The organism is Cutibacterium nasicola (assembly GCF_051303185.1).
GTDB lineage: Bacteria > Actinomycetota > Actinomycetes > Propionibacteriales > Propionibacteriaceae > Cutibacterium.
Map to the genome: position 1 here is coordinate 127,347 of NZ_JBPPGE010000003.1, position 26,154 is coordinate 153,500.

A 26,154-nucleotide genomic window follows, 5' to 3' on the forward strand; every position below is an offset into this window, starting at 1 on the left:
ATTTTCCAACTTGTTCAGTTGAGTTAAATTCTTATGTTAAGGTTCTTGTCAACATCAACCGCAAGGAAGCGACAATGCTCAACACCTGGTCCCCACCGGCACAGTCCTGCTGGGGCAAGACAAACGAGGCAGGAGACTGGCTCCCGGTCGTCCAACACCTCGAGGACGCCGCCGGTGTCATGGCCGAGATATGGAGCCTCCAACCGCGATCCATCCGATCACTCCTAGCCGACAGCCTTGGCGGAGAACGCGCCGCCCAAACGTTCGAATGCTTTCTAGCGGGGATCCATGACGTCGGAAAGGTCAGCGCCGACTTCGCACACAAAGCGCGGTTCCCCCGCACCAACGGAACATCAACGAGCTACCTGTGCGATCAGATGGAACGGCAGGGGTTTGTCATTGAGAAGCCGGACGCTTCCATCCCCCACGGCGCCCTGGGACAGGCTCACGTCACTAGCTGGTTGGTGAATCGCTACCCTGATGCACCCAAGGCACGCCGTCACGCTCGCAACATCGCCTCCATCATCGGAGGACACCACGGGTCAAATCCCACGGCCGCGGACATGGAGAAATTCAAGCTGTCCCTGGATCGCGAGGACCGCCTCTGGAAGACCACCCGCGACGAGATCCTCGACGCTATAGCCGCGCATACCGGTGCCGAGAAATTCTTACCCAGCTGGATGAGCACCCCGATCTCCATCCAGACGCAGGTGATCTCCGAGGCGCTCGTCATCGTCGCTGACTGGATCGCCAGTTCGGAATCACTGTTTCCCTACGATCTCACGACACCGACACCGGATCGAGTCCGACGAGCTATCGCCAGGCTGCAGCTCCCTCGCCCCTGGCAGCCCTACCCCTGCCCCAACTCCGTGAACGAGCTGTTCCACACCAGCTTCCCTTCCCTCGTCCACGGAGAACCCAACGCCATGCAGCGTGCAGCAGTCGAAGCCGCATCCTCGATGGCGGAGCCCGGCCTGCTCATCATCGAAGCCCCCATGGGGCAGGGCAAGACTGAAGCGGCCCTCATGTGCGCCCATGTACTCGCCTACAAATTCGGACTCGGCGGCATCTTCTTCGGTCTGCCGACGATGGCCACATCCAATCCCATGTTCAGTCGAGTTCGGGAATGGCTGGACGCCGTACCAGCTGAGGACCAATCCAGCATCACTTTGGCCCACTCGAAGGCAGCGCTCAACGAGCAATACCAGCAGCTCATGCCCTGGAGCGACTCCATGGCGGTCTACGACGACAGCGTCGACACACAGCGTGAGGCTTCGGCGATCGTGCATGAGTGGTTCCTCGGCCGTAAGCGCGCGATCCTCGCCGACCATGTCGTCGGAACCATCGACCAAGCATTGTTCACCGGCCTCAAATCCAAACACGTCGTGCTGCGCCACCTCGGTTTGGCAGGCAAGGTCGTCATCATCGATGAGGTTCACGCAGCTGACGTCTACATGCGCGAGTACCTCAAGGTCGTCCTCGAATGGCTCTGCGTTTACCGCACCCCCGTCATCCTCATGTCCGCGACGCTGCCGCCAGCTCAACGCCATGAACTTGCGCTGGCGTATGCCAAGGGCCGACACGGAAGAGATGCAAACGTAGCCCTAACAACAACCGACAAGTACCCGCTCATGACCTCGGTGTCCGACGGTGTCGCTCAGCGAGGCACCTCAGCGTCGGCCACGGCACGCCAGGTTGCGCTCCAGTTCATGGGCGACTCCCTTGATGAGCTCATCGAGCTCATCAAGGACCGGATGTCCGACGGCGGATGCGTCGGCATCATTCGCGACACCGTCGCTCGGGCCCAGGAGACCTTCGATATCCTCAACAGCCACCTCAACTGCGAGGTCGTGCTCGTCCATTCCCGCTTCTTGGCCCCGCAACGGGCCCGACGCGAAGCCGATTTGGTCCGGCGTCTCGGACGCTCAGGGGGCGACCGACCCAACCGGATCGTGGTCGTCGGGACGCAGGTACTAGAACAGTCGCTCGACGTCGACTTTGACCTGCTCATCAGCGACATCGCACCGATGGACCTGCTACTCCAGCGTATCGGTCGCCTTCACCGGCACGACCGGCAACGCCCGCTACCCATGCGCGAGGCAACCTGCCTGGTTACCGGGGTCGATGCCTGGCAGGAGGATGGCCCTCAGTTCAGTCAGGGCGTCGACCTGGTTTATGAACCCAGCGCTCTGCTCTGTACGGCGGCTATTCTCCAGGCCCTCGACGACGGCAATGTCACCTTGCCTCACGACATTCCTCGGCTGGTTCGAACCGCCTACGATGAGAGCTTCACCTGGCCTGAACCATGGCTAAGCCGCGGAGAAGAGGCGACCCTCGAATCTCGATCGCTCCACAAAGCGGCCATTTCCCGAGCGATGACATACCGCCTTTCCGACCCCTTCTCTGCCTCAAGCCTCATGAAGGGGCTCACCGATATGAAAACCGTCGATCCGGAGAATACGCGCGGTCAGGCCTCGGTACGCGACTCCGAAGACTCCATCGAGGTCATTGTTGTGCAACAGACCGAGTCCGGCGGATATCACCTCCTAGACGGAATCGGAGAGTTCTCAGGGGCCGAGCTGCCGCTCTTCGGCGCCCCTGACGGCGACCTCGCTCGGGCAGTCGCATCGTGCACAGTCACTCTGCCCCGGTCGCTGTCGAGTCCGTGGGACATCGACCAGACAATTGCCGAACTCGAGAACGCACCAATCGATCTGAGTTCATGGCAGTCGTCACCATGGCTGCGTGGACAACTCGTCCTTGTCCTTGACTCCGATGGCAATACGACCCTTCTTGACCGTCCGATCCACTACGATCCTCATCGAGGACTCACGGTCGAACCCCGTCCCCAGAATGGAGTACCGGCATGACGAGCGCATTCAACCTTGTGGATGAGCCATGGATATCCGTAAGAACGCCGGACAACGACGTCACCGAGGTCTCGATCCGAGACGCCTTTCACCGAGGGACCGAGTTCCGCGGGCTCGCCGGCGAGATTCCCACCCAGGAAGCTGCGATCCTGCGTCTCCTCCTAGCTATTGCCATTCGAGCGACGGCTCGATTCCGCAGTGACGACGAGAAGGTCGACGACTGGGGCGAGTGGTGGCAGTCTGGGTTACCGCTCGACGAGATCGACACTTATCTGGACCGCTGGCATGATAAGTTCAACCTCGTCGACAACAAAACCCCGTTCATGCAGGTCGCTGATCTCCGCACCGCCAAAGGCGGATATTCCGGTCTCACGAAGATCATCAGCGAGGTGCCTGCAAACGACAGATTCTTCACGACGCGGGATGGGGCCGGTACCTCTTCGCTGGATTTCGCTGAAGCAGCGCGCTGGCTCATCCATGCTCACGCCTTCGACGTCTCTGGCATCAAGTCAGGCGCTATCGGAGATCCCCGAGTCAAGGGAGGCAGGGGCTACCCGATTGGCACCGGCATTAGCGGTCCGATGGGAATCGTCATCGTCGAGGGCGCGTCGTTAGCCGAGACCTTATTGCTCAACCTTTTCCTCGAAAACGACCCTCAAGATGACTTGCCCGTCTGGGAGCGTCCTCCGCAAGTTGCCGCGCCCGATCGGGAGCACCCAGTGCCTACCGGATGTGCTGACCTATTCACCTGGCAAAGCCGGCGAGCGCGCCTCATCACCGATGGTAATCGGGTCGTCGATGTCTTGCTGTGCAATGGCGACAAGGTCGAATGGAAATACCTCCTCCACAACGACTCAATGACCGCCTGGCGCTTCAGTGCCCCCCAGACGAAGGCGGCGGGTGAAACCGTGTACATGCCTCGAAGCCACGATTCCACGAAGGCCATGTGGCGGGGGCTTGAGCCGCTGCTGGTACGTGAACCAGCCCCAGACGACCGCCGCCGGAGAAAAGCGGGGGAACCGGACGACCTATGGTTACGACCTGAGATTTTCGAGCAACTCGCAACCCTTTCCAGCGATGGAGCCTTACCTGGCGATCACGTGACTCGAATTCGAACGATCGGTATGGAGTATGGATCGCAGAGTTCGATGGTAACGACAACGATCGACGACGCCATGCCCGCCTCGGTAGCCGTCATCACCGATGAACAGCTCGGTCGACTGGCCGTCGACTCCGCACGAACGGCGGACTCCCTGGTCTTCGCGCTCCAGAACCTCGCCACCGACCTAGCAGCAGCCACCGGAAGTGAATCGGAAGGCATACGACCACGCGCCTCGGAGATGGGCTACGCAGCGCTCGACCCCGCCTATCGCGAGTGGTTCAGCCTCTTGTCGACAGCTACCGATATCGGCGCCGCAACGCTGTCATGGCGGCGACGGGCGCGACAGGTAATGCACACAGTCGGTGAGCAGCTATGCCGGGATGCCGGCCCTGCAGCCCTTACGGGTCGCATGGTTCCGGTTCCCAACACCGAACGAGAAGACCTCATGGATCTCGCCCGCGCCTGGCAGCGCTTCGCGGCTCGCTTACGCACCTCGGCCCCGCTGCCAGAAGACCCGCAACGTGAGACCAAGACATCCCGGAAGGAGCAGTGATGCCAGAACCTTGGAACGACGTCACCAAGGCGACGCTGGACGTCGTCAATCATCTACAACGGGGGTACTTAGCGGCTCCCCGTGATGCATGGTCAGTGCGCACCATGGCGGCGCTGCGCCATGCCGACGCCGCGACGTCAGGAGCCGACCCCGAGGTGTGGGAGGTCACCTTAAGACATCTCCCTGACGATCTGTTGGGTCGCGGCGCTGCTCCGGCGACCGCCGCTGAACGAGCGGTCCATGCCGCAGTCGTCCTGTATGCCATCCATCAACAATCCCGATCTGAGCCCATGCACGTGCCGGGCATCGGCTTAGGTCAGGCCGTCCGCACCCTATCTGCCCGTCGTTCCGGGGGCCCAGAGTGGGACCCTGGCACGATCTCACGGTTCCAACACCTGTGTCGCGCCCAGCAATGGGGCATTCGCATCGAGAACCTTCGCGGCCTCATTACCCTCATGCGATCTGAGGGCGTACCCCTCGACCACGGACGGTTGGCTGCCGATCTGTGGCGCATCCAGACTTCGGCAGCTAGCAGGGTCCTCTTGGACTGGGGACGCCAGCTTCACCGCATTCCATCCGACGATCAGAATCCCTCCACTACGACAAAGCAAGGAGAAGCCCAATGAGCTCGTACTACGTCGACATCCACGTCATCCAGAGCGTCCCGCCGTCTAACGTCAACCGCGACGACACCGGCTCGCCGAAATCGGCCTTATACGGCGGTGTGCGGCGAGCGCGAGTGAGTTCCCAGGCGTGGAAGAAAGCCGTGCGGACCTCCTTCAAAGAGTTCCTGCCTGCGGACCAGACTGGTTCGCGGACCCTGCGGGTCGTCGAGCTGCTCATGAATCGATTGATGGCGGCCCCATATGAACTCTCCACGGAAAACGCTCAGCAACGGGCTCTCGCGGTCGTCAAGGCGCTCGGACTCAAAGCCGAGAAGCCCCGCAAGAAGGACGAATCGGGGGCTGAAGGAGTCGAGCGCACGCAGTACCTCGTGTTCTACTCGAACCAGCAGCTCGATCGGCTCGCGGAACTCGCCGCGACGACTGACGGCAAGATAGGCGCAGCTGACGCCAAGAAGGCGGCCGATTCTGACCACGGGATCGAGGTGGCGCTGTTCGGGCGCATGGTAGCCGACTCGAAGGATCTCAACGTCGACTCCGCCGTGCAAGTTGCTCACGCGCTGAGCACGCACGCTGTCGAGATCGAGTCTGACTACTTCACCGCAGTCGACGACTACAAACTCGACGAGGACGACGCCGGAGCCGGCATGATCGGCACCGTCGAGTTCACTTCCGAGACACTGTACCGGTTCGCGACTGTTGCAGTGTCCACGCTTGAGAACAACCTTGGTGATGTCGACCTGACAGCTCAGGCCGCCTCAGCCTTCGTCCGTGGGTTCCTCATGTCTATGCCCACTGGCAAGCAAAATACTTTCGCCAACAATACGATCCCGGATGCCATCGTCGTGCAGATCCGTAAGGGGCGGTCCGCAAGCTTCATCGGGGCATTCGAGAACGCCGTCAAGCCCGCAGATGGGGGCTATGTTGAGCCGTCGTGTCGCGCTCTCTCCGACTATGCGCATGAGTGCGAGCAAGCATTCCTCGGTGAACCCGTGGCATCCTTTGTCACCCGCATCGGGGCACGCACCGAGGCCGTAGCATCAATGGGCACTGAGATGCGCGTCGATGACCTTGTCTCGTCTGTTCGTGAGCAGGTCGCGTCACTGTTGCGGGACGAGTCGTGAGTGTCCTACTCCTACGCTTAGCCGGACCCTTACAGTCCTGGGGAGACTCCAGTCGGTTCACCACCCGGGCGACGCGAAGAGAACCGACGAAATCTGGTGTTATCGGTCTTTTAGCGGCCGCGCAGGGGCGACGTCGCACCGACAGTATTGAGGATCTCCTCACGCTGCGATTTGGCGTGCGCACCGACCAGCCGGGGTCAGTTGTCCGGGACTTTCAGACGGCTATGGATTGGGCTCACCCTAAAAAAGACGGCAGCGTCAATGCCATGCCCCTCTCGAACCGCTACTACCTCGCTGATGCTGTTTTCATCGCAGCTGTTGAGGGCGATCCATCCTTGCTCGAGGCGCTAGACGAAGCGATCAACGACCCACAGTTCCCGCTCTACCTCGGCCGAAGGTCCTGCCCCACAGAAGGGCAGGTGTCCCTAGGTATCCGGGAGGGTGAGCTGATGACGGTTTTGGAAGCTGAGCCGTGGCATGGCAAGCCATGGCACCAGCGCCGGTTAGGACGATCTGTCCGGCTTCCTATCGCATATGACGCCGCGCCAGGACAACCCGGCGACACCGTCCGCGACATCCCGCTGAGCTTCAACCCGGAGCGACGCGAATACGGCTGGCGTGACGTCGCGACGACAACGATTGTCGTCGACAATCCCAACGGAAACGACGAGCCCGACTGGTTCGCAGGTCTGGAAGGAGCTTGATGTTTCTCACCCAGTTCGACATCAACGTGGCTCGGCGCGACGCCATGCGCCTGTTGGCGTCACCGGAACGGCTCCACGCCGCAGTGCTCAGCACCTTTCCCCCTGGTCAATCCGTTGCCGAGAACGCACGTACCCTGTGGCGGTTGGATCGGGGGCCAGCTAAGCATGATGCGCGCCTTATGATCGTCAGCCCGTTACAACCAGATCTGACGACTCTCAATGAGCAGGCAGGATGGTCTACGGGTGTTCCCGGCCGGTCCGCCGACTACGATCCCTTTCTGAGGGGGCTGCAGCCCGGATCAACGTGGCAATTCCGGTGTACCGTCAATCCCACCACCGCCATTCGTACAGCTTCCGGATCGCGAGGTAAACGGGTCGCCGAGGTCACCGCAGAGCAACAGTTGGCCTGGTTCATCGGCCGCGCAGAGCGCCACGGTTTCGCTGTGCCAGTCAAGGACCAAGCCAGGGTGACCCGACGCGAGGTCCTGCGGTTCCGTCGTCAGGGATCCACGGTGACGCTCGCGGTAGCCCAGGTCGACGGCGTCATCCAGATCCAGGACGCCGACGCCGCCCGAGAAGCACTTGTGCACGGAATTGGGCCAGCGAAGGGGTACGGCTGCGGGCTGATGACCCTGGCACCGATGACGAAGTGACCGATGACTCAGCCGATCCCGGGCGCACGGCCAGCCGAGGTTCATGAACTGGCGCGCGTCCAAGACCGGCTGAGCTTCGTCTACATGGAGCATTGCATCGTCAACCGGGATTCCAACGCCATTACGGCATCGAATCAACAGGGAACGGTGCATGTTCCGGCGTCGATGATCGGCGCGTTGCTGCTTGGCCCGGGGACGAACGTCACGCACCAGGCGATGGTGCTCCTGGCCGAGTCCGGCGCGACGACGCTGTGGGTCGGCGAACAAGGCGTCCGTTACTATGCCCACGGGCGTCCTCTCGCCCGAACCACCCGGCTACTCCAGCTCCAGGCCGAGGCCGTCACCGACCGCAAGAAGCGGTTGGCGGTTGCGCGGCGCATGTACGAGATGAGGTTTCCCGACGATGTTGCCACGGGACTAACGCTGCAGGAACTCCGAGGCCATGAGGGAGCTCGAGTCCGTCAGGCGTATCGGGACGCGGCGGTCAAGTTCGGCGTCGACTGGGACAAACGCAGCTATAAGGTCGAGGACTTCTCCTCATCGGACCCAGCAAACTTGGCACTTACAGCCGCCACGACGTGCCTTTATGGGGTTGTTCACTCGGTGATCGCAGCGCTAGGGCTGTCTGCCGGGCTCGGCTTTGTCCACACAGGACACGATCGGTCCTTCGTCTACGACGTGGCCGATCTCTACAAGACGTCGCTGGCAGTACCAATCGCGTTCGAGTGTGCAGCGACCGGAGACACCGACGATCTTGCTGGTATCACACGCCGCGCCATGCGTGATGTTTTTCACGAGTCGAAGCTGCTGACCAGATGCGTACAGGACATCCACATCCTCCTTGGCGCCCCTGGCGAACCCGATGAAGGGTATGGCTGGGACATCGTCGAGCTGTGGGATGACCGGGAAGGCGCTGTGCCCGGAGGACGGTCCTGGGGGCAGTCATGATCGTGCTCGTCCTCACCGCATGTCCAGCAGGTCTACGAGGCCACCTCACCCGATGGCTGCTGGAGATCAGCCCAGGGGTCTTCGTAGGGCACGTTCCGGCTCGCGTCAGAGATGCTCTCTGGGACCGTACCGTCGAGATGTGCCGAGACGGGCGCGCAATATTGGTGTACACAATACGCGGGGAACAGCACTTCGAATTTCGAGTGCATCGTCATGACTGGGATGTCGTCGATTTTGATGGACTGAAGCTCATACAGAGACCGAACAATAAGGCACACACCTCGACACTGCGGCCGGGATGGAGTTCTGCTGCGCGGCGTCGTCGAACAGCGAAGCGTTAGACCGAGTATACTCGTATCTGCTCGAGGCTCCTGCATCAGCCGTAGTCAGCTGGTGTCTTCCCCGCCTACGCGGGGGTGATCCCTAAACAAGTTCCAGTGTACAGCATCCGGCCAGGTCTTCCCCGCCTACGCGGGGGTGATCCCGACCCAACCCGCCTGATCGCCGACATCACCAGGTCTTCCCCGCCTACGCGGGGGTGATCCGTGCGAGGGCAGCCGCCCTCATCCGACATCCGAGTCTTCCCCGCCTACGCGGGGGTGATCCGGTTGGAGGGCCGCTGTCGGCTGCTGGACAGGGGTCTTCCCCGCCTACGCGGGGGTGATCCCGGCTGACACTGTGATGAAGACGGCACGAAAGTGTCTTCCCCGCCTACGCGGGGGTGATCCTTGGGCGAATCCTGCCAGAATCGTGAACAGTAGGTCTTCCCCGCCTACGCGGGGGTGATCCCTATCTTGAGGTGGTAGAGCCCGACCGGCTGGGGTCTTCCCCGCCTACGCGGGGGTGAGCCGGACAATGGACAATGAATCGTGAAGAAGTTTTAGTCTTCCCCGCCTACGCGGGGGTGAGCCCGTTAAAAAGTGGTTTAGGGGCGGCGGTTAGTGGTCTTCCCCGCCTACGCGGGGGTGAGCCCCGTCTGCGCCCCGCGCACCTGGCACACCAGCAGTCTTCCCCGCCTACGCGGGGGTGAGCCCCGTGGCAGCATCACCAAGACCATAGGCGGTGCGTCTTCCCCGCCTACGCGGGGGTGATCCGTAAAACAATCACCATACCGGACCATATATCATGTCTTCCCCGCCTACGCGGGGGTGATCCCCGCCAGGGATACGTCTGCACCGTCGATCCTGAGTCTTCCCCGCCTACGCGGGGGTGATCCCGAGCCAAAAACGAGGAGAAGCGCAAAAAATACGTCTTCCCCGCCTACGCGGGGGTGATCCCCTGGCCGGGGCAGACCTCCACGAGGCCAACCTGTCTTCCCCGCCTACGCGGGGGTGAGCCACATTCTGCGCAAACGGGCACACAGGATTGACAGTCTTCCCCGCCCCGGGAAGCCCTTCCAGAATTAGTACCACCATGATTCACTCACGCTAAGTTCTGACCGGCATGCCTTATACCCGGACTCGGTTCCAACGTCGAAGAATCCACTGAACGGCAGAGCGCTAATCTCTATCCCCTGCGCCATGGCCATCAACATCACATCTGTCATGGTAATTTCGCCGCAAGTATTTCCGCCCACCGCTTCAAGGGCGCGGCGGTACACTGGCCGCTTGAATGAGTAGAAGCCCAACTTGATCAACCCTCCATCCGCACGGCTCGGCCGCTCAACAAGACGTGCTACCGCAGGCAAACCAGTCTCGCCAGCTCCCTGTACCCAAACAAACGCTCTTTCAGGGGAGTCGTCCGACGGTGCCACGCCGACTGCGAACCTGCAATCCAGACTGAGCCTGATCGCGCAGTCTAGTTCTTCACCTTTGAGGACATTATCCCCGGAAAGAACAAAAATGTGACGCATTTGAATGAGCTACCGCCGTCCATACAGCAACGGCTTCACCAGTAGGAGGCGCCACCACGTGTCTGATCCCAAGCTGCGCGCACGTCTCTTCGATGCCACCCCCGCCGCTTACGGCGCAAACCTGCACACCGGCGCTGGCAAAAAGGCTAATTGCACGTCCTAGCGGGGTCTCCCCTTGATCCGTCCAGAGGGAAGAGAACCTTCTGTTCCACCCCGGGAACGATACCTCGACTCCGTAGCCCCTTTCCAGCAGCTGTAATAATGGCGAGCGGAGAGGTGTCACAAAATTGGCTCTCCTTCTCTGCGCTCACTCTCACCATTCCCGGTGGAGCAACTCGACGCACTGGATAGGCCGAACCTCAAGCCCGCCGCCCGGTGTCTAAAATGCGATTTCCAAGTCGCTTTCTTGTGCGAAGATATGTTCGATCGGCGAAACGGCGGGGGTAACGCGATAGTAGAATTCTATGGAATGGAACTCAAATCCGCCGTGACTGAAGAAGTTCTCAAGCACTTCCAATCTTTCCCTTACCACTAACTGTAGCGAAAACTCCTCGTCAAACTCACACGCCAGCGCTTCTGCAGCCCTCTCGCCTATTTCAACCCTGCCCCAGGGACGGCCCATACCTCGTCACCAAGTTTGCGCTGTACTAGAATCCCCTCTGATGTCCGTATTATTCCAGCCGCCCGAACTCGAATACCCTTTGACTTCATGCCCATTCTACTTTCTCCAGGAAATCCAGTCGATCGGCGACATTTTCTGTGCTGTGTTGCACATGGTAAGCTAATCTCCACGTGCATTCAATTGCCATTGAGTAGAGAAGACGCCTCTTGAACTGTTGCTCGGTCAGATTCAATGCGCGTGATAACCCTATCGCAAGCTGATGATTCCTGTCGAAGCTAATGTGCCAATCGTTGAGATAGATCTTCGCCAGATCAAATATCGGATCCCGCCAACCGGCTTGATCGAAATCGAAAAGCTACATCTCCCCTGTCGTTCGGCGTGTTCCCACATTAGCGGGGTGAACGTCACCGTGGCTAAGGCACGAATACTCAGGCTCTGGAAATTCGCCATCCTCAATAACGCTCTTGAGCCGCACAGCTGCTTTCGCAACTGTCTGAGGCGCACAACCTCCTGTCCTTCGCCTACAATTTTGCTCCAGGCGGCGTAACAAATGAGCCACAGCCCCTCCCCATGTGTCGGACTGTGGACCCGACAATCTCCACGAGTATCGATTCGATCGTAGCCTCATGGTCCGGATGAGGCACTCACGCAATCTTACGGCTTCAATTTGCGCCGGGTCAGACTCCCGGGCGACATCTGTTCCGCGTAGTCGTTCGCAGACGAGTTCTAAACGTTCCTCGCTAGCGGCAATGAGGCGAGAGCGCGTTGATCAAAACACTCCATCTGGACCATCCATACAACATAATATGCCCACCATGAATCTCTGTTTGGGTAAAGAGTTTGGACGGTGTTCCCGGCCACCCAAACCGTTTTCTGTCGGGCGCTTATGAAGTCATCTCGATAGCTCGTCGAAGCTTTTCAATCGAGCTGAGATCCCCAGGACTCCAGGACAGCCGGTACGCCGGAATAGTATTCACTAAATGCTGTGCCTCCCGGGGCGCAGCCGAACGTTCCAAAATCCCATCTGCAAGAAGAAATCCTTCCTTGGGCTCAGGGTGGAGCACTTCATTACAAAGAAGATCCGCGGCCCCTTTCGGTGTAACAGTCTCAAACTTCGCCGCCCCTCGCTCAACAAAAACGAGGTAGCCGACGAGCGCCGAGTCAGCCGTCTGGATACCCCAGAGACGCTGGAGGTCATGTAGCGTCAGTTCATACTTGGCATCTGGATCTGTGCTTTGCCCGCAGAGCCGAACCTTTTTAGGCTGGGATCGTACGCTTGCTCGAGCAGCCTCCTCGGTCAAGCCCTCACCCGTGAAATCACCCAACAAACCCTCAAAGCCAGCTGAGGACCCAAGAGCCAGGGGCGCGTGGAGTCGTTCTGGGGCCGTGGTCTTCGTCGAGGCTGAGGTAGCGGAGTCCTTCGGCCCACTCGTCGGTATGTTCGGCTAGGACGGCTCTCACGAGACGGGGGGATTGCGTCGCGGTTGGGGAAGACTCCTACAGAGTCGGTGCGTCGGCGGATTTCCTTGTTGAGACGCTCGTTGGGGTTGTTGGACCAGATCTGGACCCACACGTCCTTGGGGAAGGCGGTGAAGGCCAGCAGGTCGGCGGGCGGCGTCCAGGTGGTCTGCGGCAGCGGGGAGTTTTTCAGCTACGTAGGTCAGCGCGGGAACCGAGACAGCGTCGGGCTGGTCGTACACCGAGTGAACCATGGCCTTGACCGCGGACCACAAGGACAGCGTGCACCGCAAGCGCACCGTCGGCGGGGCCGGCCGCAACGAATTATGAATCAGGTGAGCAATGTGAGTGGTGATCACCTGTCGCTTGGGGCAGACCGTCGTACGGCAGAGTGATCTCGTCCACAAACGGGTAGGGGGCAACGTATCGCCACAACGCCAGTACACGTTGCCACCGCCGCGATGTCGCTGGCTCAACGTGGTCACCGCCACTCGCGAGGGCCAAGGTCTCCCCGTCGAGGTCAACGGTAACGCCCTCGACATGCTGGCCTCCACTTTGGCCGGTGAAGCCACCACCTTGGTTGAGCGTGACCGCAACATGTTCCGCGCTTTGAGCGCTAGTCAACGCTTTCCACGTCGCCTCTTTAGCCGTAAACATTCTCGCCTTACATCGCACCGGATCGTCGCCTGTTTCTCGCGCCAAACAGCGCAGCTGCTCTCTTTCGATGCTGTCCGTAAACATCTCAGTGGCAACGTGCTCCAGCCGGCTCGTCTCTTCCACATCCACACCGACCAATTCGGGCCCGTTGGAACCGGAAACAACAGCCACGCAGAGCCCCGCTTGGTTGTGGCTGATGCTTCCGCGGGTCCTGCAGGGCCACGTCGGCCGCTCTCCCCGATCGCCTGATACCGGTTCGCTCGACCCGAGCCGGCTCAGTGCCACAGTCGCGAGCCGCCGGCCCAAGGCGCTTTCGGCTAGCCGGGCAGCGCGACCTCGGCGCGTCAGAAGCAGCCGACTAGCAACGAGAACAAGCTGCGACGAACCTGCTTCACTGCTGAGGGGCATTCCGAACCAAGTCAAGCAGCGCGCGCGGGGTGGGCATATCTTGGGGGAACACTTCCCGCTCGGCAGCCCCGCGGGCTGTCAGCAGCTCGCTGGCTACTCCCATGACGGCGAGCGAGTCGACATCCATCTCGCTGAATCGTGTGTTGATCCAGTCATCGCCGAACTCGGCTGGGTTGACTCCGGAGAGCCTCTCGATGCTGTTGCAGAGGTCTTCCTTCTCTCCGGGAGTGATGATGTTCATAGTTGTTACCTTCCGTTGTTGTGGGTGGCCTGGAGGATGAGGGCGGCGCGGGCGCCATCGAATCCCGCGGCCAGGATGAGTGTCTGGCGCGGCTTCAGTAAGGGCCTGGCGCTCGTGATGATGTCGAGGCCAGACAGACACTTGTCGGCCGCTATTGGGACGCATAAGTCGCAACCGCATTCTTGGACATGGATGGCCACGTTCGCGTCGGCCACGGCAGATGCTGAGCAAAGACCGCCCCAAGCTGTCTTGGCCAACAGAACCGGCGGTTGCCGGTCCCCGAAAAGGGTGCGCAAAGCAGCAACTTCAGCTAAGTCCAGTGCCGGGTCCGCGACGGCGTTGGGAATAACCAAGTCGATATCGTCAATACTGAGGCCAGCCACGTTCAGCGCGCTGTGAATACTCGCAAGGATCGCATCCTGCCGCGGGTCAGACGGAAGGCTGAAAGAGGAGCCGAAGCCAGCAACGAAGGCCAATACGGGAACTCCACGTCGACGCGCGCTATCTTCATCCTCCAGCACGAGCGCCGACGCACCCTCGGCGGGCACCAATCCGGCAGCGCGTGTGGTAAAGGGTTGGAATGCGGTGCTCGGGTCTCTTTCCGCAGAGAAGCCTTGCTGAGATTGAAGACATGCCAGAGCGTACGGGTTGAGCTGCGCCTCAGCGCTTGAGATGACAATCTGATCAGCTTCTCCCGACGCGATGGTTCCTGCGGCGGCGGCGATGGCTTCGATGCCGCCCGCCTCCTGCGCCGCGACCACACCACAGGGCCCCTTGAGTCCGAACTGAATGGACATCTGGCCGGTGAGTGCCGCGGAAAACCATGCGATGGATTGGTATGGCCCAACATTCGCAGGGCCTCGCGAATGCAACTTCTGCAGCTCATGTTGGCCGAACTCATTGCCCCCGGAACCCACCGCCGTCATGACGCCAATACGTTCGGCGGCAATCGGATCGGGTTGGTCCAAGCGAGCCTCATGGAGGGCTTCGGCGGCGACTGCCAGCCCCAGGTGCGTCCATCGGTCGGTTTGGACACGGATCCGGGGCGGCACGTACTCCGCAGGGTCGAATCCGTGGATGCGGCCTGTACAAGCGATCGCCCCTGCTGGAGCGTTCTCGTCAAGCTCAATGCCACATCGACCCGATCGAAGGGAGTCCATGCTTGCCGCCAGACCGATCCCCAGCGACGTCAGCAGCCCTCTCCCTGTCACTGCGATGTTCATGCCGTCTCCTTCGGGCCATTGCCAATCACCAATGCGCTTTGGAAGCCGCCGAACCCGCTCGCCAGCGTGACGATGTTGCGCAGTCGCTGACTTCGGCCGCGAACTGGCACGTAGTCAAGATCGAGCTGCGGGTCGGGGTTGAGCAAGTTCGCTGTGGGCGGCACGAACGAGTCACGAATGGCGAGTAAACAAGTCGCCGCCTCGATCGAGCCGATTGCTCCCAACGAATGGCCGATCATGGATTTAATGGAGCTCACGGGCACGTGCTGGGCGTGCGAGCCCAGAGCCAACTTGATCGCGGCTGTCTCGTGGCGATCATTCTGCGCCGTGCCGGATCCGTGGGCATTGACATAATCGATGTCAGCCGGACCAACACCAGCTTGGGCCATGGCGCGCCGGAAGGCGGCGGCCATTTCAATTCCGTCAGGTTTGAGACCGGTCATGTGATAAGCGTTGGCCTTGCGTCCGCTGCCGTTGAGGTATCCGTAGATTCGAGCACCTCTGTCGCGCGCGTGACGCCCGTCTTCCAGAACGAGCATCGCAGCCCCCTCAGCTAGGACGAACCCGTCGCGGGTCTTGTCGAAGGGGCGTGAAGCCGTCTCGGGGCTGTCATTACGCCGCGTCGTTGCGCGAATAGTGTCGAAACAGGCTGCGGAGATTGGGGTAACGGGAGCGTCGGCGGCGCCCGCGACGACGACCCTGGCGCGACCCGAGCGGATGAGTCCCGCGGCATTGATGAGAGCGTCGATTCCGGATGTGCAACCAGTAGAGACCGTGAGTGCTGGTCCACGAGCAGAAACTTCGCGCGCGACCTCGGCGGCGACCGCCGAGGGAAACAGCATGCGCTGCAGCCGGGTGGGAGCTCCGAGCGGGGAAATGTCCCATGTATGTCCAGAGCGGCTGAGGCGAACGTAGTCCGACTCGAGGGACTCTGAGTTGCCCACCGCCGTCCCGACACAAACCGCGACCATTTCCGATGGGGTGCTGTCACCTCCGCGGCTGGCATCGGTCTGAGCTTCTCGCGTGGCGGTGAGCGCAAGGCGGATCATGCGGTCGAGGCTGGGGTCGATGTCGGCGTCAATGTGCTCATCGGCGATCTGCGCAGCTACCTGCGAGCCAAACTGTGAACAATCGAACGCGGTGAGTGGGCCGGTCGAAACCACCCCGTTACGAACCGCCGTCCAGAAGGACTCCCGGTCACCGCCGCCCGGGGCGGTGATACCGATGCCAGTAACCGCCACGTCCACGGTGGGGTCCATTGTGAAGCTCACGGCTTGTCCGGTCCTTCATTGGGCAGCGTGTACTCCATGATCGCTTGGGCTGATGGCAGGTCCCAGACTTGATGCAAGTGGAGCCCTGCAGCATGGCCCAGCGCTTGAAACTCTTGGAGCGTGCGTTCGTGCCCGCCGGTTCCTACAAGCATGGTCATGTCCGACATCGCAATGATGGGGTCGGCTGGCCGGTCAGGTTGGATTACGCGCTCCAAGACGAGCAAGCGGCTGTCGGGGCTCATGGCCTGGACAACCTTGTGGAGCAGGGTGATGCACTGCTGATCCGTCCAGTCGTGCAGCACGCGTGCCAGCAAGAGTAGGCCATGCCCAGCCGGGATGGATTCGAAGATATCTCCTGCGAAGTAGGTGAGTCGCTGTTCGATGTCGGCACTGCTTTTGCGGCTCTTGGCTTCCTCGATCACCTCGGGGAGGTCCATGAGGGTGCCCGTCATGTCGCTGTGTTGATGGAGGATTGCGCGGATCAGTTCGCCCGTGCCGCCGCCGATGTCGAGAACGTCGCTGCCGGCGGGGAAGGGAAAGTTCATCGCGATCAGGGGGGCGACTTGTTGCGTGATCTCCTGCATCACAGCATTGAAGACTTCGGCCGTGTCAGGATGCTCGGCGCGGATTTCCCAGGCATTTGCCCCGAATGCAAGCTCGTAGCCAGTCGCCCCAGTGCGCAGGCAGTCGGACAGCTTGCCCCAAGCCCCCCATGTAAAGGGTTCCCCGAAGAACAGCGCCCTGCGGGCGAAGGATTGGGGGTGGTTCATGCGTAGCATGGCGCCCAGGGAGGTCGTGGTGAACTGGTCAGAGTTCTTGGCGACCAAGCCCATCGCCTCGGCGAGATACAGCAGCCGGCGGGTTGCGCTGGGCTCCAGCTGACAGTGGTCAGCCACTTCTTCAAGTGAACGGGGCTGATCGAGCGCCTCGGCCAGCCCAAGTCGAGTGAAAGTGTACAGCGCTTGGGTCTTCTGAAAGCCCTGCGCGAATCCGAAGAGCTTCATTGCATTGGTGTGTGCATCGACTGTCATGGTGTCTCTCCTTGCTGAGAGGTGATGTGGGCTGTTGAGGTGACATCGCTGAGCCATCTGCGCAAACGCAGCTCCCAGCTCGTCTGAAAGCGGAAACACATGTGGTCTCCGCGGGGGTAATGCGCCCGAGTGAGCAAGGGTGACTTCACCGCATCGACCAGCGCTTGCTGCGCCCGGAGCGGAGAAGTCGAGTCGTCTCCTGATGTGAGAGCGAAATGCGGCCCGGTGAAAGTTAAGCGCAGCGGCAAGTTCCAGCCGCGCAGTTCCTGGATCGCAGCACGCCGAGTTGGCACACCGAGGTTGTACATCATGGTTTCGGGAATCGGTCGGGGTGCGCTGGTAAAGACCGCCAGTGGTTTCGCTGGCGAGCAGAGTGTGGCCAATGCTGTGACCCGCGGATCGGACATCGCCAATCCGGCGGCGAAGAATCCTCCCAAGCTTCCTCCAACCACGGCGACGCTGCCGCTCCGGACCGACGGCAGTGTCTCTAACGCATCAATCACGCGAGGGAGCACCGCGACAGGATCTGTCTGCCATGTCAGTCCCCTACAGCGTCGGGCCTCGCCTTGTCCGGGAAGATCCACAGCAGCTGATGCCCAACCAAGCGATGCATACAGCCGCGCCAGTTCGATGAACTCCTCTTTCGCCGCATCGACCCCACCCAGAGTCAGAACGAGTGGCGCCGGCTCACTGCCTGGCTTTGGAAGACACACGTCGATCGGGCACGACGCTTGTCCCACAGGCACCTCGAGCCGCGCCCACTGGAAGCGGTCAACGCGACGGGCGGCAGCGTTGATCTCCAGGATCTGCTGCCACAGATCACGCCTCTGATCGTCGTCTGTGGCCATATACTCTGCCACGCGCAACATGCTCGCAGCCTGACGGAGTCCGGACGCGCGCAACTCATCCGGCACTGTAGCGGCCCGCACCTCACCCAGCAGCTTCCGGCTCTCCTGCTCCCAAACGTGCACCCACTGTTCGGGACTTCGGATCCTGCCGAGGATCCACATCGCCTCCCCGGCTGGGATTTTGAACATGCCCAGCCGAGGGACGAGCGGTTCGTCCGAACGCAACCCCAGAACGCGCAATGCGGTCAGCACTCGCAGGGCTGCGCGGAACGGCAGGGGAAAGCTACGCGGCATGAGCTTCAACCGCAGCCAGGCAGTGCTGCGCGTAGAGCGTCACCGATCGCTCGACGGCGCTGAACTCCTGACCGAAATCGAACATAGCGGCAACCGACGACGCCCCCAGAGCCTCACCCAGCGCTGTAAGTTTGTTCGTCACCTCGTCGGGCGACCCGAACGCGATGACGCCCCGATCCAATGCCCCTTCGACCGTGAAGTCGTCCCAACGAGACGCCAAGGCGGGGTAGCCCGCGAAGTCCTTGGGCGGTGTTCCCTTCAAGTGCTCGGCATTCGCTTTGGCACCCTGTGTCCGCGTCTCACGCACATATTCCTCAAGCGCGGGACCCGCTTGATTCAGCGAAGCCTGCCGACTGTCGGCGACATGCACGTGCGTGTTGACCATGATCTCCCCCTCCGGGCCGCGCGCAGCCCGGTAGATATCGACCATCTCCTTGAGGGAGTCGAGATCAGCCGACAGCAGCGGATTCACCATGAGGTTGAACCCCTGCTCTCCGGCCCATTGGAACGACTCCGGACTTGTCACGGCAGCGATCCACGGCGCTGGCGCGGCGAAGCTGTCGGGTCGGGGCAAAAGGGTCACGTCATCGAATCGGTCCCACTCGCTGTCGTGGGTGACCGACTCATCCTCAAGCAGCTGCTCGATCAGCAGTACCCGATCTCGGAAGCAGACCATGCTGGTGTCCATGCGAGCCCCGAAGGCACTGTGCTCGTTTCGGAAGAACGCCCGGCCGTAGCCTCGGCGGAACCGCCCAGGCGCCAGATTCGACAGCGTGGAGATGTCCTCCGCCGTGGAGATGGCCGGATGGAACGGCACCTGGAAGATGCCGACACCGAACTGTAGCCTCTCGGTTCTGGCCGCCAAGTCAGCGATCAGCAGCTGGGGGCGGGACTGCACGCCGCCGTGCGGCTGGAAGTGGTGCTCTGCCAGCCACATGCATTGAAACGCGCTCTGGTCTGCCAGGACGGCGATCCGCCGCGCCCGCTCGAACAGGTCCAGAGCCGCTCCCCCTGCCCGGCCATCCCCCGTCGCCAGCTCAAAAAGATCCGTCTTCATCGTTCTTTCTCTTTCGTGAGAGAGTTGAGTTCTTGAGTGAGTTGAGAATTTCGATCGCGGTCTCGTTTCCTGACTCCTTCAGCTGGCGCAGCGCTAGCCTTGTCACCTCCGGATGCACATCTCCGGCTCGAGACCAGACAGAAAACCGATCAACAAGCTCGGCTGGACTCTTCTTCCCGATGTCTCGCATCGCGTTGCCGACCGACTTGCGAACGTAGGTGCTGTCGTCATTGCGGCGATCTTCGAATACGGCGAGCGCCGCGCCGGCACCCCCAGGCCCTTTGAACGGTGGCCGCGATGTCCAAACTCGTGGCCCCTCCACCGCTGCCCGACGCACGTTCGGCGTTGGGTGGTTCACGCAATCTTGAATCCAGGCGAGAGAACTGTCCCACCCCTCGAATGAGGCGTACTCGTCCATGGCCTTGGCCACACACTCCTGCACCCGCCAGTTATCGATCTTGGCGTAGCCATCAATGAGAAGTTGGCGGGCATCATCATGTCCCAGGGCCGTGGACAGCAGGAGCGCACCGGCCATCGTGAATCGCTCGTTCTCAGCGCCGCCGACCGAGGTGTCAAGAACTAACTGTGACACGACGATAAGATCTTCGGCGGATCTCGAGGCGCGCCACCTTGTTACTTCGCGGCGCATCTGTGGGAATGACTCAGAGCGGCTTGTGATGCCGCGAAGATCAGAGACAGCATCGATCATTTCGAGCTTCCCGCTTCCACGTTGGTCTCCTTGAGAAGCAGCGCCAGCAGCATGGCAGCGCCCGTCCCCGCGGCGAGCCACCCGAACCGGGCCTGCGAGGAAGTAGTGCGTGCGATCAGAATGCCACCGAGCACTGGCCCCAAGAATGCTCCGAGACCGCTGAGCAGGCGCTGCGCTCCAAGCGCGGCGCCAATGCGACGGAAGTCGATCCTCATGACTTCGTCTGTGACCATGGCACTGCACAGACCGATGATCGGCCCTTCAGCGATACCCACCAGCGAGTACAGCGTGAGGACGCTCCAAAGCGAGGCCGGCAGCAGTGCAAGGGCGATGAGCGCCGCCAATACCAGCGCGACAGCCAGCAACAGGGCACGACGACGACCTCGCAAGTCTCCCAGCCTCCCAAGCAGTATGCTGGATACAGCGGAGACGACCTCATACGGGATGAACGCGATGGCAACGAGCTGGGCGCTTGCTCCCAACGTGGTCAGTTCGAATGGCACTGCGAAGCTGCTCGCGATTCCCACCGTGAACGCCAGCATTGCCACGAGCCCGCTGACGAGCAGGGTGCGTCCCGACAGCCACCTCTTGGTGTCAGACATGACCTCGTGCAAGCTTGACGCAGCCTGCTCGGGCCGGGTCTCGCGTAGCCTGACAGCGCACAGCAACCCAGCGATTACCAGGAGCGCGGCATCAGTCACCAGAACTGCCCGCCATCCGAATGCGGAGGCACCAAAGCCACCCAGCACATAGCCCGTCACCGATCCCAAGCCGATCGCGGCGGAAAGCGTGCCGATCGCCTTACCCCGTTCCGAGGGAGGGCAAATGTCCGCCGGGACGGTGAAGGTTGGTGACAAGAACATGCCACGCGCCACGCCGAACGCGATCCATCCACCCAACAGCGCGGCAGCCGACAGTGCCCCCACCGCGACGCTCATCGCGGCGAACAGCAGGCCCAGCGTGATCAGCCATTTGCGGCCGACGCGGTCGGCCAAGACCCCGATGCCCGGAGCCATCAACGTCATCAGTAGCGACGACACCCCGAACAGTGACCCCAATTGCGACGCCGACATGGCGTAGTCTCGGGCAATCATCGGCAGCGCTGGGAAGACTGACATCATGGTCGCCCACATGACAAACACCGCCGCGAACAGGATCGGCAGGGTTCCGCCGACACAAGCTTCGCTCTTGGCCTTCCCCGTCGATCTCATGCCAGCCACCCACGCAAGATGTCAGCGACCTCGGCGGGCGCCTCGAGATGCGGGAAGTGGCCGACCTCTGGCATCAACCGAAACTCGCCTAGCAGGAGTTTCCTGGCAATCTCCTCGCCATCTTCGGGAGGTGTGCTGCGGTCCAGGCCACCCCCGATGACCAAAGTAGGGCAGCTGATTCCTTCCAGCCGGGATCTGAGATCTGGGTGCTGGATCTGGATAAGGCGGAGGTGATTCTCGAATGGGATCCACGACCAGCTGAGGAGCACTCGTTCTTTGACATCGTCGCTGAGCCCAGCCAAGAATGCCTCGCCGGCGCGCCTGTTCGACTCCTCAATGACCGATCGGTAGTTTTCACGGGCCACCTCTGGACGCTTCCACTTCATGTGGAACTTGGCCGACGACCCCATCAGCACCAGTCGACTCACGTTCGCCGGGTTCCTCAAGGCGAGGACCATGGCCACCACGGATCCGAGCGAGTGTCCAACGATGGAGTATCGACTCCAGCCCTGATCCTCGACCAGGCTCTCAATGTCCTGCACACAGGACTCCGTGGTGAATGGCACGTCCTCCTTGGATGACAACCCATGTGCACGAAAATCAACACACCACGCCTGTGTGCCAGGCAGAGCATCCACCACCTCGCACCAGTGACTGTGATTGTCCCGATTGCCATGCAGAAACAGGACAGGCTCCCGATTTTCGGGGCCCGACACTCGGCTGAACAGCCTGCCCCCGTCTGGCAGGGGCGTAATGGCGACGCGATCGTTCATGAGACTGGTACTCCCATCTCGTTAGCTCGTTCTATGAGGTCTCTGCTTATCTCTGCCACCGTTTGGGTTCCGGAGTAGCTCACGGCCAGAACTCCATCGACGTCAAGCAGCAGACAAACGGGCTCGATATTTGCTGACAGACCCAGAGCCTCACCAAGGGCTTCATTCCAATCGATAACTGCCCTCCCTTCGGGTGCGGCAGCGGCGATGTTGTTGGCCACGTTGCCCCGATCCACGAAGGGAGGAAGCCGCTCCACCCCCGCGCAGAGAACTACCGGCAGCGAGCTGCCTAGCCGCTGAAGGTCCCGCACTCTGGCAATGGCCCGGTCCCGGTTGTTGGACCCGGAGTAGACCAGTACCTGGGAGGAAGCTGGATCCCAGCCTTGGGCAGCGAGCTGCGGTGTCGCTTCTAAGAAGGCGAGCTGTTGCGCGATTCGCTCGCGGTCATCTCGGTCGATCTTTGGTGACACGCCACGCAGGTTGAAGGTCGAGAAGCCAATAGTGCTCGCGAGACGACGGCCGACGGAGCGAGCAATGGTTCGAGCGAACTCTGCCTCCTCCACGCCTCGGCCCCAGGGCGACTCCTTGATCCCGGGTTGCTCGTCGAACTCGATGAGGCTGAGGCCCACGCTAGCGACGACAGACAGCTTCACATCAGTCCACAGCGGCATGAGCTGGGCCAAGGCGTATTCCTGGCCAATGCCGCCTGACGTAACGATCTGGGCGGCCACCTTTCCCATGAACTCTCGGCCCTTGACGTCGGCAGCAACCTCGGCGTTGTAGTGCTCGTAATCCATCTTAGAGGAGTTGACCGGCTCACAACGGTCCAGCCAGCGCTTCCACGTGGAGGGCAGCCCGAACGCGTAGACAGGGCTGGCAAAGACAAACGCGTCGGCCCACTTGACCCACTTGAAGATCTGAATGTACTGGTCGTCGGGCTCGCGAAACAGGTGGCACGGAGTCCTGTTCATGCAATCCCCGCAGCCGTCGCATTCAAAGATGTTGAAGTCGACAAGCCGAACCATCTTGGTTTCGCAACCCAACTCGGCAGCGCCATCGAGCGCCTCTTGGCAGAGGAATCCTGAAGCGCTGATTCCAGATGTCTTCGGCGACCCGCTGATCCCGAGTACCCGTTTGGTGCGCTCGGTCATACGTGACGTCCTTTCTCAAGGCTGACGAAGGCCTTGCCGGACTTGGACAGTCGCCCTCGGGCAAGCACCTCGCGGGGGATTTCCTCGATTTCCTTGAAGTGCGGCGAGAAGAACTCACGGCAGATGTTGTTGCCCCAGAACTGGCCCTCTCGTGTGAGGCAAATCTCGGTGTCAGACACCTCCATGAGACCGCAGCCTACGAGGTCACGAATTGTCTCGCCGAACACATCTACCGGGTCCTGGTCAAACCTCTGGCGGAAGTAAGCTCTGTCGACGCTGAACAGTCGTAGACCCTTGGCCATCACGCCGCACATCTCCTCGTAGGTGTCCGCTGAGGAGCCGATGAGGACAGGCTGGTCGCCTCGCCCCAGGCTGGCGTCGTAGTCAGTGAGATTGCCCTGATTCACGTACATGTATCCGCCCAGGTAGCCGAAGGCGGCGGCACCCACACCAAGCATTTCGGTTTGCCGGTGAAAGTAGAGCTCGGCGTGATCGTTGATCTTTCCCGGCAGGCAGAAGTCGTAAACGGAGTACTGCTCGTAACCGGCGCTCACCAGACGCTCAGTCGCAGCGAGATACATCTGCAGCTCAAGTGCATGATCGCCCGGCATTGCGACCTTTTCAGCAGTGATCAGGGAATGTAGCCGAGTGAACGGAGGGATGACCAAGCTGAACAGCGTGATGTGGTCGTATCCAACTTTGATGGCCGTATCGAGGTCTTCGAGCCATTGATCAAGGCTCTGACCGGGCAGGTTGTAGATCAGGTCGAGACCGACGTTATCGAGACCGGCGGCTCGGGCATCGTCATAGGCGCGCAGCGAGTCGGCGGCCGTGTGGGGCACATCAAGCATCTCGGTGTAGCCGTCGTCGAAAGACTGCACTCCGAAGCTGACGCGGTTGCAACCGGCCTCGACCGCCGCTAGCAGCTTGTCCTCGGTGAAGTTCGACGGGTTACCTTCGATGGAGATCTCCGCACTGTCCGTGAAGTTCAACTTGCCTTGCGTATAGCGCAGGATGTCGGCCAATTGCTCAGCGCTCAGAGCACTGGGCGTCCCGCCACCGACCGCGAGCGATCCGAATGTCAGCGATTGGATTCGCGGAGTGGCGGCGTACAGGTCAATCTCCCTCTTGAGCGTGTCCAAGTAGGCAGTGAGCTTGGCGTCGTCCGTGATCCGTTTGTTGAATGGGCAAAAGTTGCAGATCACGTCACAGAAAGGGATGTGCATGTACATCGCCGCCAGACCGGAGCTGCGCTCGTTCAGCCGCATCAGCTCAGGGGCTTCCCCAGGCTCGGGCGGGGTTTCGGGAAGTGGGTAGTGCGACACGCAGACGCGTTCACGGTGGCCAAAGGGAGGTGTGATGGTCATGGTTGTCTCCTGGGATGATTTAAGCCCCGTCAGGGGTGCTCGGGGCGCAGGGGAGATTCGACGTCCTTCAAGCGGGACAGGCGCTCAGCGAGACGCTGACCTTGCTCTCGGATCTCTTCCGAATAGAACTCCTTGGCGACGTCATACCCGAACATGGCTCCTGTCTCAGTGAGTCTGACTTCGTCGTCGTCCGATTCGATGAGTCCACGCTCCTCCAGATCCTCCAGGATCTCGGGAAACACCTCGCGGGGGTTGCGGCCGGCTTCGTCCTCGGCCCGGAACAGATCGTTCTTCGTACGAAGCAGCCGCAGTCCCATCACCAACGCGCCACGTAGTCGCTCGTCTTGGCTGGCACGGACTCCGGTGTTGCAAGCAGGTCCTTGGCCAGCCAGCGACGCGTAACGCTTCAGCTCAGCCACATTTACGTACACGTACCCGTTGATGGAGCCAACAGCGCCCGCTCCCAGCCCGATTAGATCGCCGAGCTCTTGGAAATGGATCTCGGAATGCCGGTAACGATTGCCGGGTCGGGCGAAGTCTGGGACCGAGCGCTGGTAGTAGCCGGCGTTCTCAAGAGCTTCTTTGGCAACTAGTGCGAGCTCGACTTCACGCCGTGTGGACCCCACAGTGGATAGCAACCCCGCGTTGATATCGCGAGAGAGCTTGGTACCCGGGACAACGGCCAACGGGAATAAGGTCACCTGCCCGACGCCGAGTTCCGAACTCCGGCGAACGTCCTCGCGCAGGACTTCGTCGCTCTGACCAGGCAGGTTGTACATCAGATCGATGCTGACGTTGTCAATGCCAGCGCGCTGCGCATCTTGAATGGCAGCGATGGACTTGGTCGCGTCCTGCGCCACGTCAATGTCCCGGCTCAAGTCGGCGTCAAGCGTCTGAACGCCGAAACTGATCCGATTGACACCGGATTGAGCCACCGCTTTCAGCTTGTCCGAGTCCACCGTAATCGGGCTCGACTCGAGCGTGATCTCGATGTCCGAGGCTGTGCGATGGTGAGTGCGCACGGCGTCCAACGCAAGGTCTACTTGGCGAGGAGTGAGGATGCTTCCCGTACCGCCGCCGAAGTAGATGGACCCAACTTCCCCGCCGGAGCGCAGCATCTCGGTGTCCCCGTAGAACTTGATCTCACGTACAAGGTCCTGGACGTAGGACTCGATACGGCCCTCGTCTGCCGAGTACTTCACAAACGGGCAGAAGCCACACAGGTGCTCACAGAAGGGGATGTGGATGTACATTGCGCGAGGCCTCAGGTTCGTGGCGCTGGAATCCAGCCCCATGTCAGTCAGACTCTGCTCCTGATCGACCAGCTTGTCGGTCGGCATTGGATAGCAGATGACGGGGCGCTTGTCGCGCGAGGGGTAGGGAAGATGGACCAGGTCAATCATT

General features: G+C 61.1%; 22 protein-coding genes, 1 pseudogene and 1 CRISPR repeat array. Of the genes and pseudogenes, 8 read left to right on the forward strand and 15 right to left on the reverse strand.

The features are described 5' to 3' along the window. Positions 1-74: 74 nt before the first annotated feature. Genes cas3 through cas2e form a run of 8 tightly spaced genes read left to right on the forward strand, consistent with a single transcriptional unit; the run spans position 75 to position 8,918 of the window. Positions 75-2,870 carry a CRISPR-associated helicase Cas3' gene (gene cas3, locus ACSJJT_RS06265; RefSeq protein ID WP_435917476.1) on the forward strand — a complete coding sequence of 932 codons (2,796 nt, stop codon included), beginning with the start codon at positions 75-77 and terminating at the stop codon, positions 2,868-2,870. Beyond that, positions 2,867-4,525 (forward strand): type I-E CRISPR-associated protein Cse1/CasA, encoded by a 1,659-nt coding sequence (gene casA / locus ACSJJT_RS06270; RefSeq protein ID WP_021105462.1) that lies wholly within the window; start codon positions 2,867-2,869, stop codon positions 4,523-4,525. Before cas3 ends, casA begins: the two co-directional genes overlap by 4 nt. Further along, on the forward strand, positions 4,525-5,151 hold the full coding sequence (gene casB / locus ACSJJT_RS06275; RefSeq protein WP_435917478.1) for a type I-E CRISPR-associated protein Cse2/CasB: 627 nt from the start codon (positions 4,525-4,527) through the stop codon (positions 5,149-5,151). Before casA ends, casB begins: the two co-directional genes overlap by 1 nt. Beyond that, complete coding sequence (gene cas7e, locus ACSJJT_RS06280; protein ID WP_063279635.1) at positions 5,148-6,272, forward strand: type I-E CRISPR-associated protein Cas7/Cse4/CasC; 1,125 nt, start codon at positions 5,148-5,150, stop codon at positions 6,270-6,272. Before casB ends, cas7e begins: the two co-directional genes overlap by 4 nt. After that, entirely contained in the window at positions 6,269-6,976 is a 708-nt protein-coding gene (gene cas5e, locus ACSJJT_RS06285) for a type I-E CRISPR-associated protein Cas5/CasD (RefSeq protein WP_063279636.1), read from the forward strand. Before cas7e ends, cas5e begins: the two co-directional genes overlap by 4 nt. After that, entirely contained in the window at positions 6,976-7,629 is a 654-nt protein-coding gene (gene cas6e, locus ACSJJT_RS06290; protein WP_435917480.1) for a type I-E CRISPR-associated protein Cas6/Cse3/CasE, read from the forward strand. Before cas5e ends, cas6e begins: the two co-directional genes overlap by 1 nt. 3 nt (positions 7,630-7,632) lie before the next feature. After that, entirely contained in the window at positions 7,633-8,577 is a 945-nt protein-coding gene (gene cas1e, locus ACSJJT_RS06295; RefSeq protein ID WP_021103153.1) for a type I-E CRISPR-associated endonuclease Cas1e, read from the forward strand. Beyond that, positions 8,574-8,918, forward strand: coding sequence for a type I-E CRISPR-associated endoribonuclease Cas2e (gene cas2e / locus ACSJJT_RS06300; protein WP_252908493.1), 345 nt, complete (start codon positions 8,574-8,576; stop codon positions 8,916-8,918). Before cas1e ends, cas2e begins: the two co-directional genes overlap by 4 nt. A gap of 54 nt (positions 8,919-8,972) precedes the next feature. Continuing rightward, a CRISPR array of direct repeats spans positions 8,973-9,915; the repeat unit is 28 nt; unit sequence GTCTTCCCCGCCTACGCGGGGGTGATCC. 64 nt (positions 9,916-9,979) lie between these two features. Here cas2e and ACSJJT_RS06305 read toward each other — a convergent pair. From ACSJJT_RS06305 to hemW (ACSJJT_RS06375), 15 genes and pseudogenes are all read right to left on the reverse strand, one after another. Next, positions 9,980-10,429 carry a sugar phosphate nucleotidyltransferase gene (locus ACSJJT_RS06305; RefSeq protein ID WP_435917481.1) on the reverse strand — a complete coding sequence of 150 codons (450 nt, stop codon included), beginning with the start codon at positions 10,427-10,429 and terminating at the stop codon, positions 9,980-9,982. Between the two features lie 1,954 nt (positions 10,430-12,383). Then, positions 12,384-12,787: pseudogene (locus tag ACSJJT_RS06310) on the reverse strand (transposase); the annotation flags it as partial. 46 nt (positions 12,788-12,833) lie between these two features. Then, positions 12,834-13,574, reverse strand: coding sequence for a 4'-phosphopantetheinyl transferase superfamily protein (locus tag ACSJJT_RS06315; RefSeq protein ID WP_435917482.1), 741 nt, complete (start codon positions 13,572-13,574; stop codon positions 12,834-12,836). Next, entirely contained in the window at positions 13,558-13,815 is a 258-nt protein-coding gene (locus ACSJJT_RS06320) for a hypothetical protein (protein ID WP_435917483.1), read from the reverse strand. Before ACSJJT_RS06320 ends, ACSJJT_RS06315 begins: the two co-directional genes overlap by 17 nt. A 5-nt stretch (positions 13,816-13,820) precedes the next feature. Then, the gene (locus ACSJJT_RS06325) at positions 13,821-15,038 is read right to left on the reverse strand and encodes a beta-ketoacyl synthase N-terminal-like domain-containing protein (RefSeq protein WP_435917485.1); all 1,218 of its coding nucleotides are present in this window, start codon (positions 15,036-15,038) and stop codon (positions 13,821-13,823) included. Further along, on the reverse strand, positions 15,035-16,309 hold the full coding sequence (locus ACSJJT_RS06330) for a beta-ketoacyl-[acyl-carrier-protein] synthase family protein (protein ID WP_435917486.1): 1,275 nt from the start codon (positions 16,307-16,309) through the stop codon (positions 15,035-15,037). Before ACSJJT_RS06330 ends, ACSJJT_RS06325 begins: the two co-directional genes overlap by 4 nt. Then, complete coding sequence (locus ACSJJT_RS06335; RefSeq protein WP_435917487.1) at positions 16,306-17,340, reverse strand: methyltransferase; 1,035 nt, start codon at positions 17,338-17,340, stop codon at positions 16,306-16,308. Before ACSJJT_RS06335 ends, ACSJJT_RS06330 begins: the two co-directional genes overlap by 4 nt. Then, entirely contained in the window at positions 17,337-18,482 is a 1,146-nt protein-coding gene (locus ACSJJT_RS06340; RefSeq protein WP_435917488.1) for an alpha/beta hydrolase family protein, read from the reverse strand. Before ACSJJT_RS06340 ends, ACSJJT_RS06335 begins: the two co-directional genes overlap by 4 nt. Further along, a complete protein-coding gene (locus tag ACSJJT_RS06345; RefSeq protein WP_316087836.1) occupies positions 18,472-19,539 on the reverse strand; it encodes an LLM class flavin-dependent oxidoreductase in 1,068 nt (355 codons plus the stop codon). The genes ACSJJT_RS06340 and ACSJJT_RS06345 overlap by 11 nt, the downstream gene beginning before the upstream one ends. Further along, the gene (locus ACSJJT_RS06350) at positions 19,520-20,248 is read right to left on the reverse strand and encodes a hypothetical protein (RefSeq protein ID WP_316087837.1); all 729 of its coding nucleotides are present in this window, start codon (positions 20,246-20,248) and stop codon (positions 19,520-19,522) included. Before ACSJJT_RS06350 ends, ACSJJT_RS06345 begins: the two co-directional genes overlap by 20 nt. Next, positions 20,245-21,459 carry an MFS transporter gene (locus ACSJJT_RS06355; RefSeq protein ID WP_316087839.1) on the reverse strand — a complete coding sequence of 405 codons (1,215 nt, stop codon included), beginning with the start codon at positions 21,457-21,459 and terminating at the stop codon, positions 20,245-20,247. Before ACSJJT_RS06355 ends, ACSJJT_RS06350 begins: the two co-directional genes overlap by 4 nt. Continuing rightward, positions 21,456-22,232, reverse strand: coding sequence for an alpha/beta fold hydrolase (locus ACSJJT_RS06360; protein WP_435917490.1), 777 nt, complete (start codon positions 22,230-22,232; stop codon positions 21,456-21,458). Before ACSJJT_RS06360 ends, ACSJJT_RS06355 begins: the two co-directional genes overlap by 4 nt. Continuing rightward, positions 22,229-23,383, reverse strand: a complete 1,155-nt coding sequence (locus ACSJJT_RS06365) for a flavodoxin family protein (RefSeq protein WP_435917492.1) — start codon at positions 23,381-23,383, stop codon at positions 22,229-22,231. Before ACSJJT_RS06365 ends, ACSJJT_RS06360 begins: the two co-directional genes overlap by 4 nt. Beyond that, the gene (gene hemW / locus ACSJJT_RS06370; RefSeq protein WP_435917494.1) at positions 23,380-24,750 is read right to left on the reverse strand and encodes a radical SAM family heme chaperone HemW; all 1,371 of its coding nucleotides are present in this window, start codon (positions 24,748-24,750) and stop codon (positions 23,380-23,382) included. Before hemW (ACSJJT_RS06370) ends, ACSJJT_RS06365 begins: the two co-directional genes overlap by 4 nt. 29 nt (positions 24,751-24,779) lie before the next feature. Then, positions 24,780-26,153 (reverse strand): radical SAM family heme chaperone HemW, encoded by a 1,374-nt coding sequence (hemW, locus tag ACSJJT_RS06375; RefSeq protein WP_316087843.1) that lies wholly within the window; start codon positions 26,151-26,153, stop codon positions 24,780-24,782. Position 26,154 lies beyond the last annotated feature (1 nt).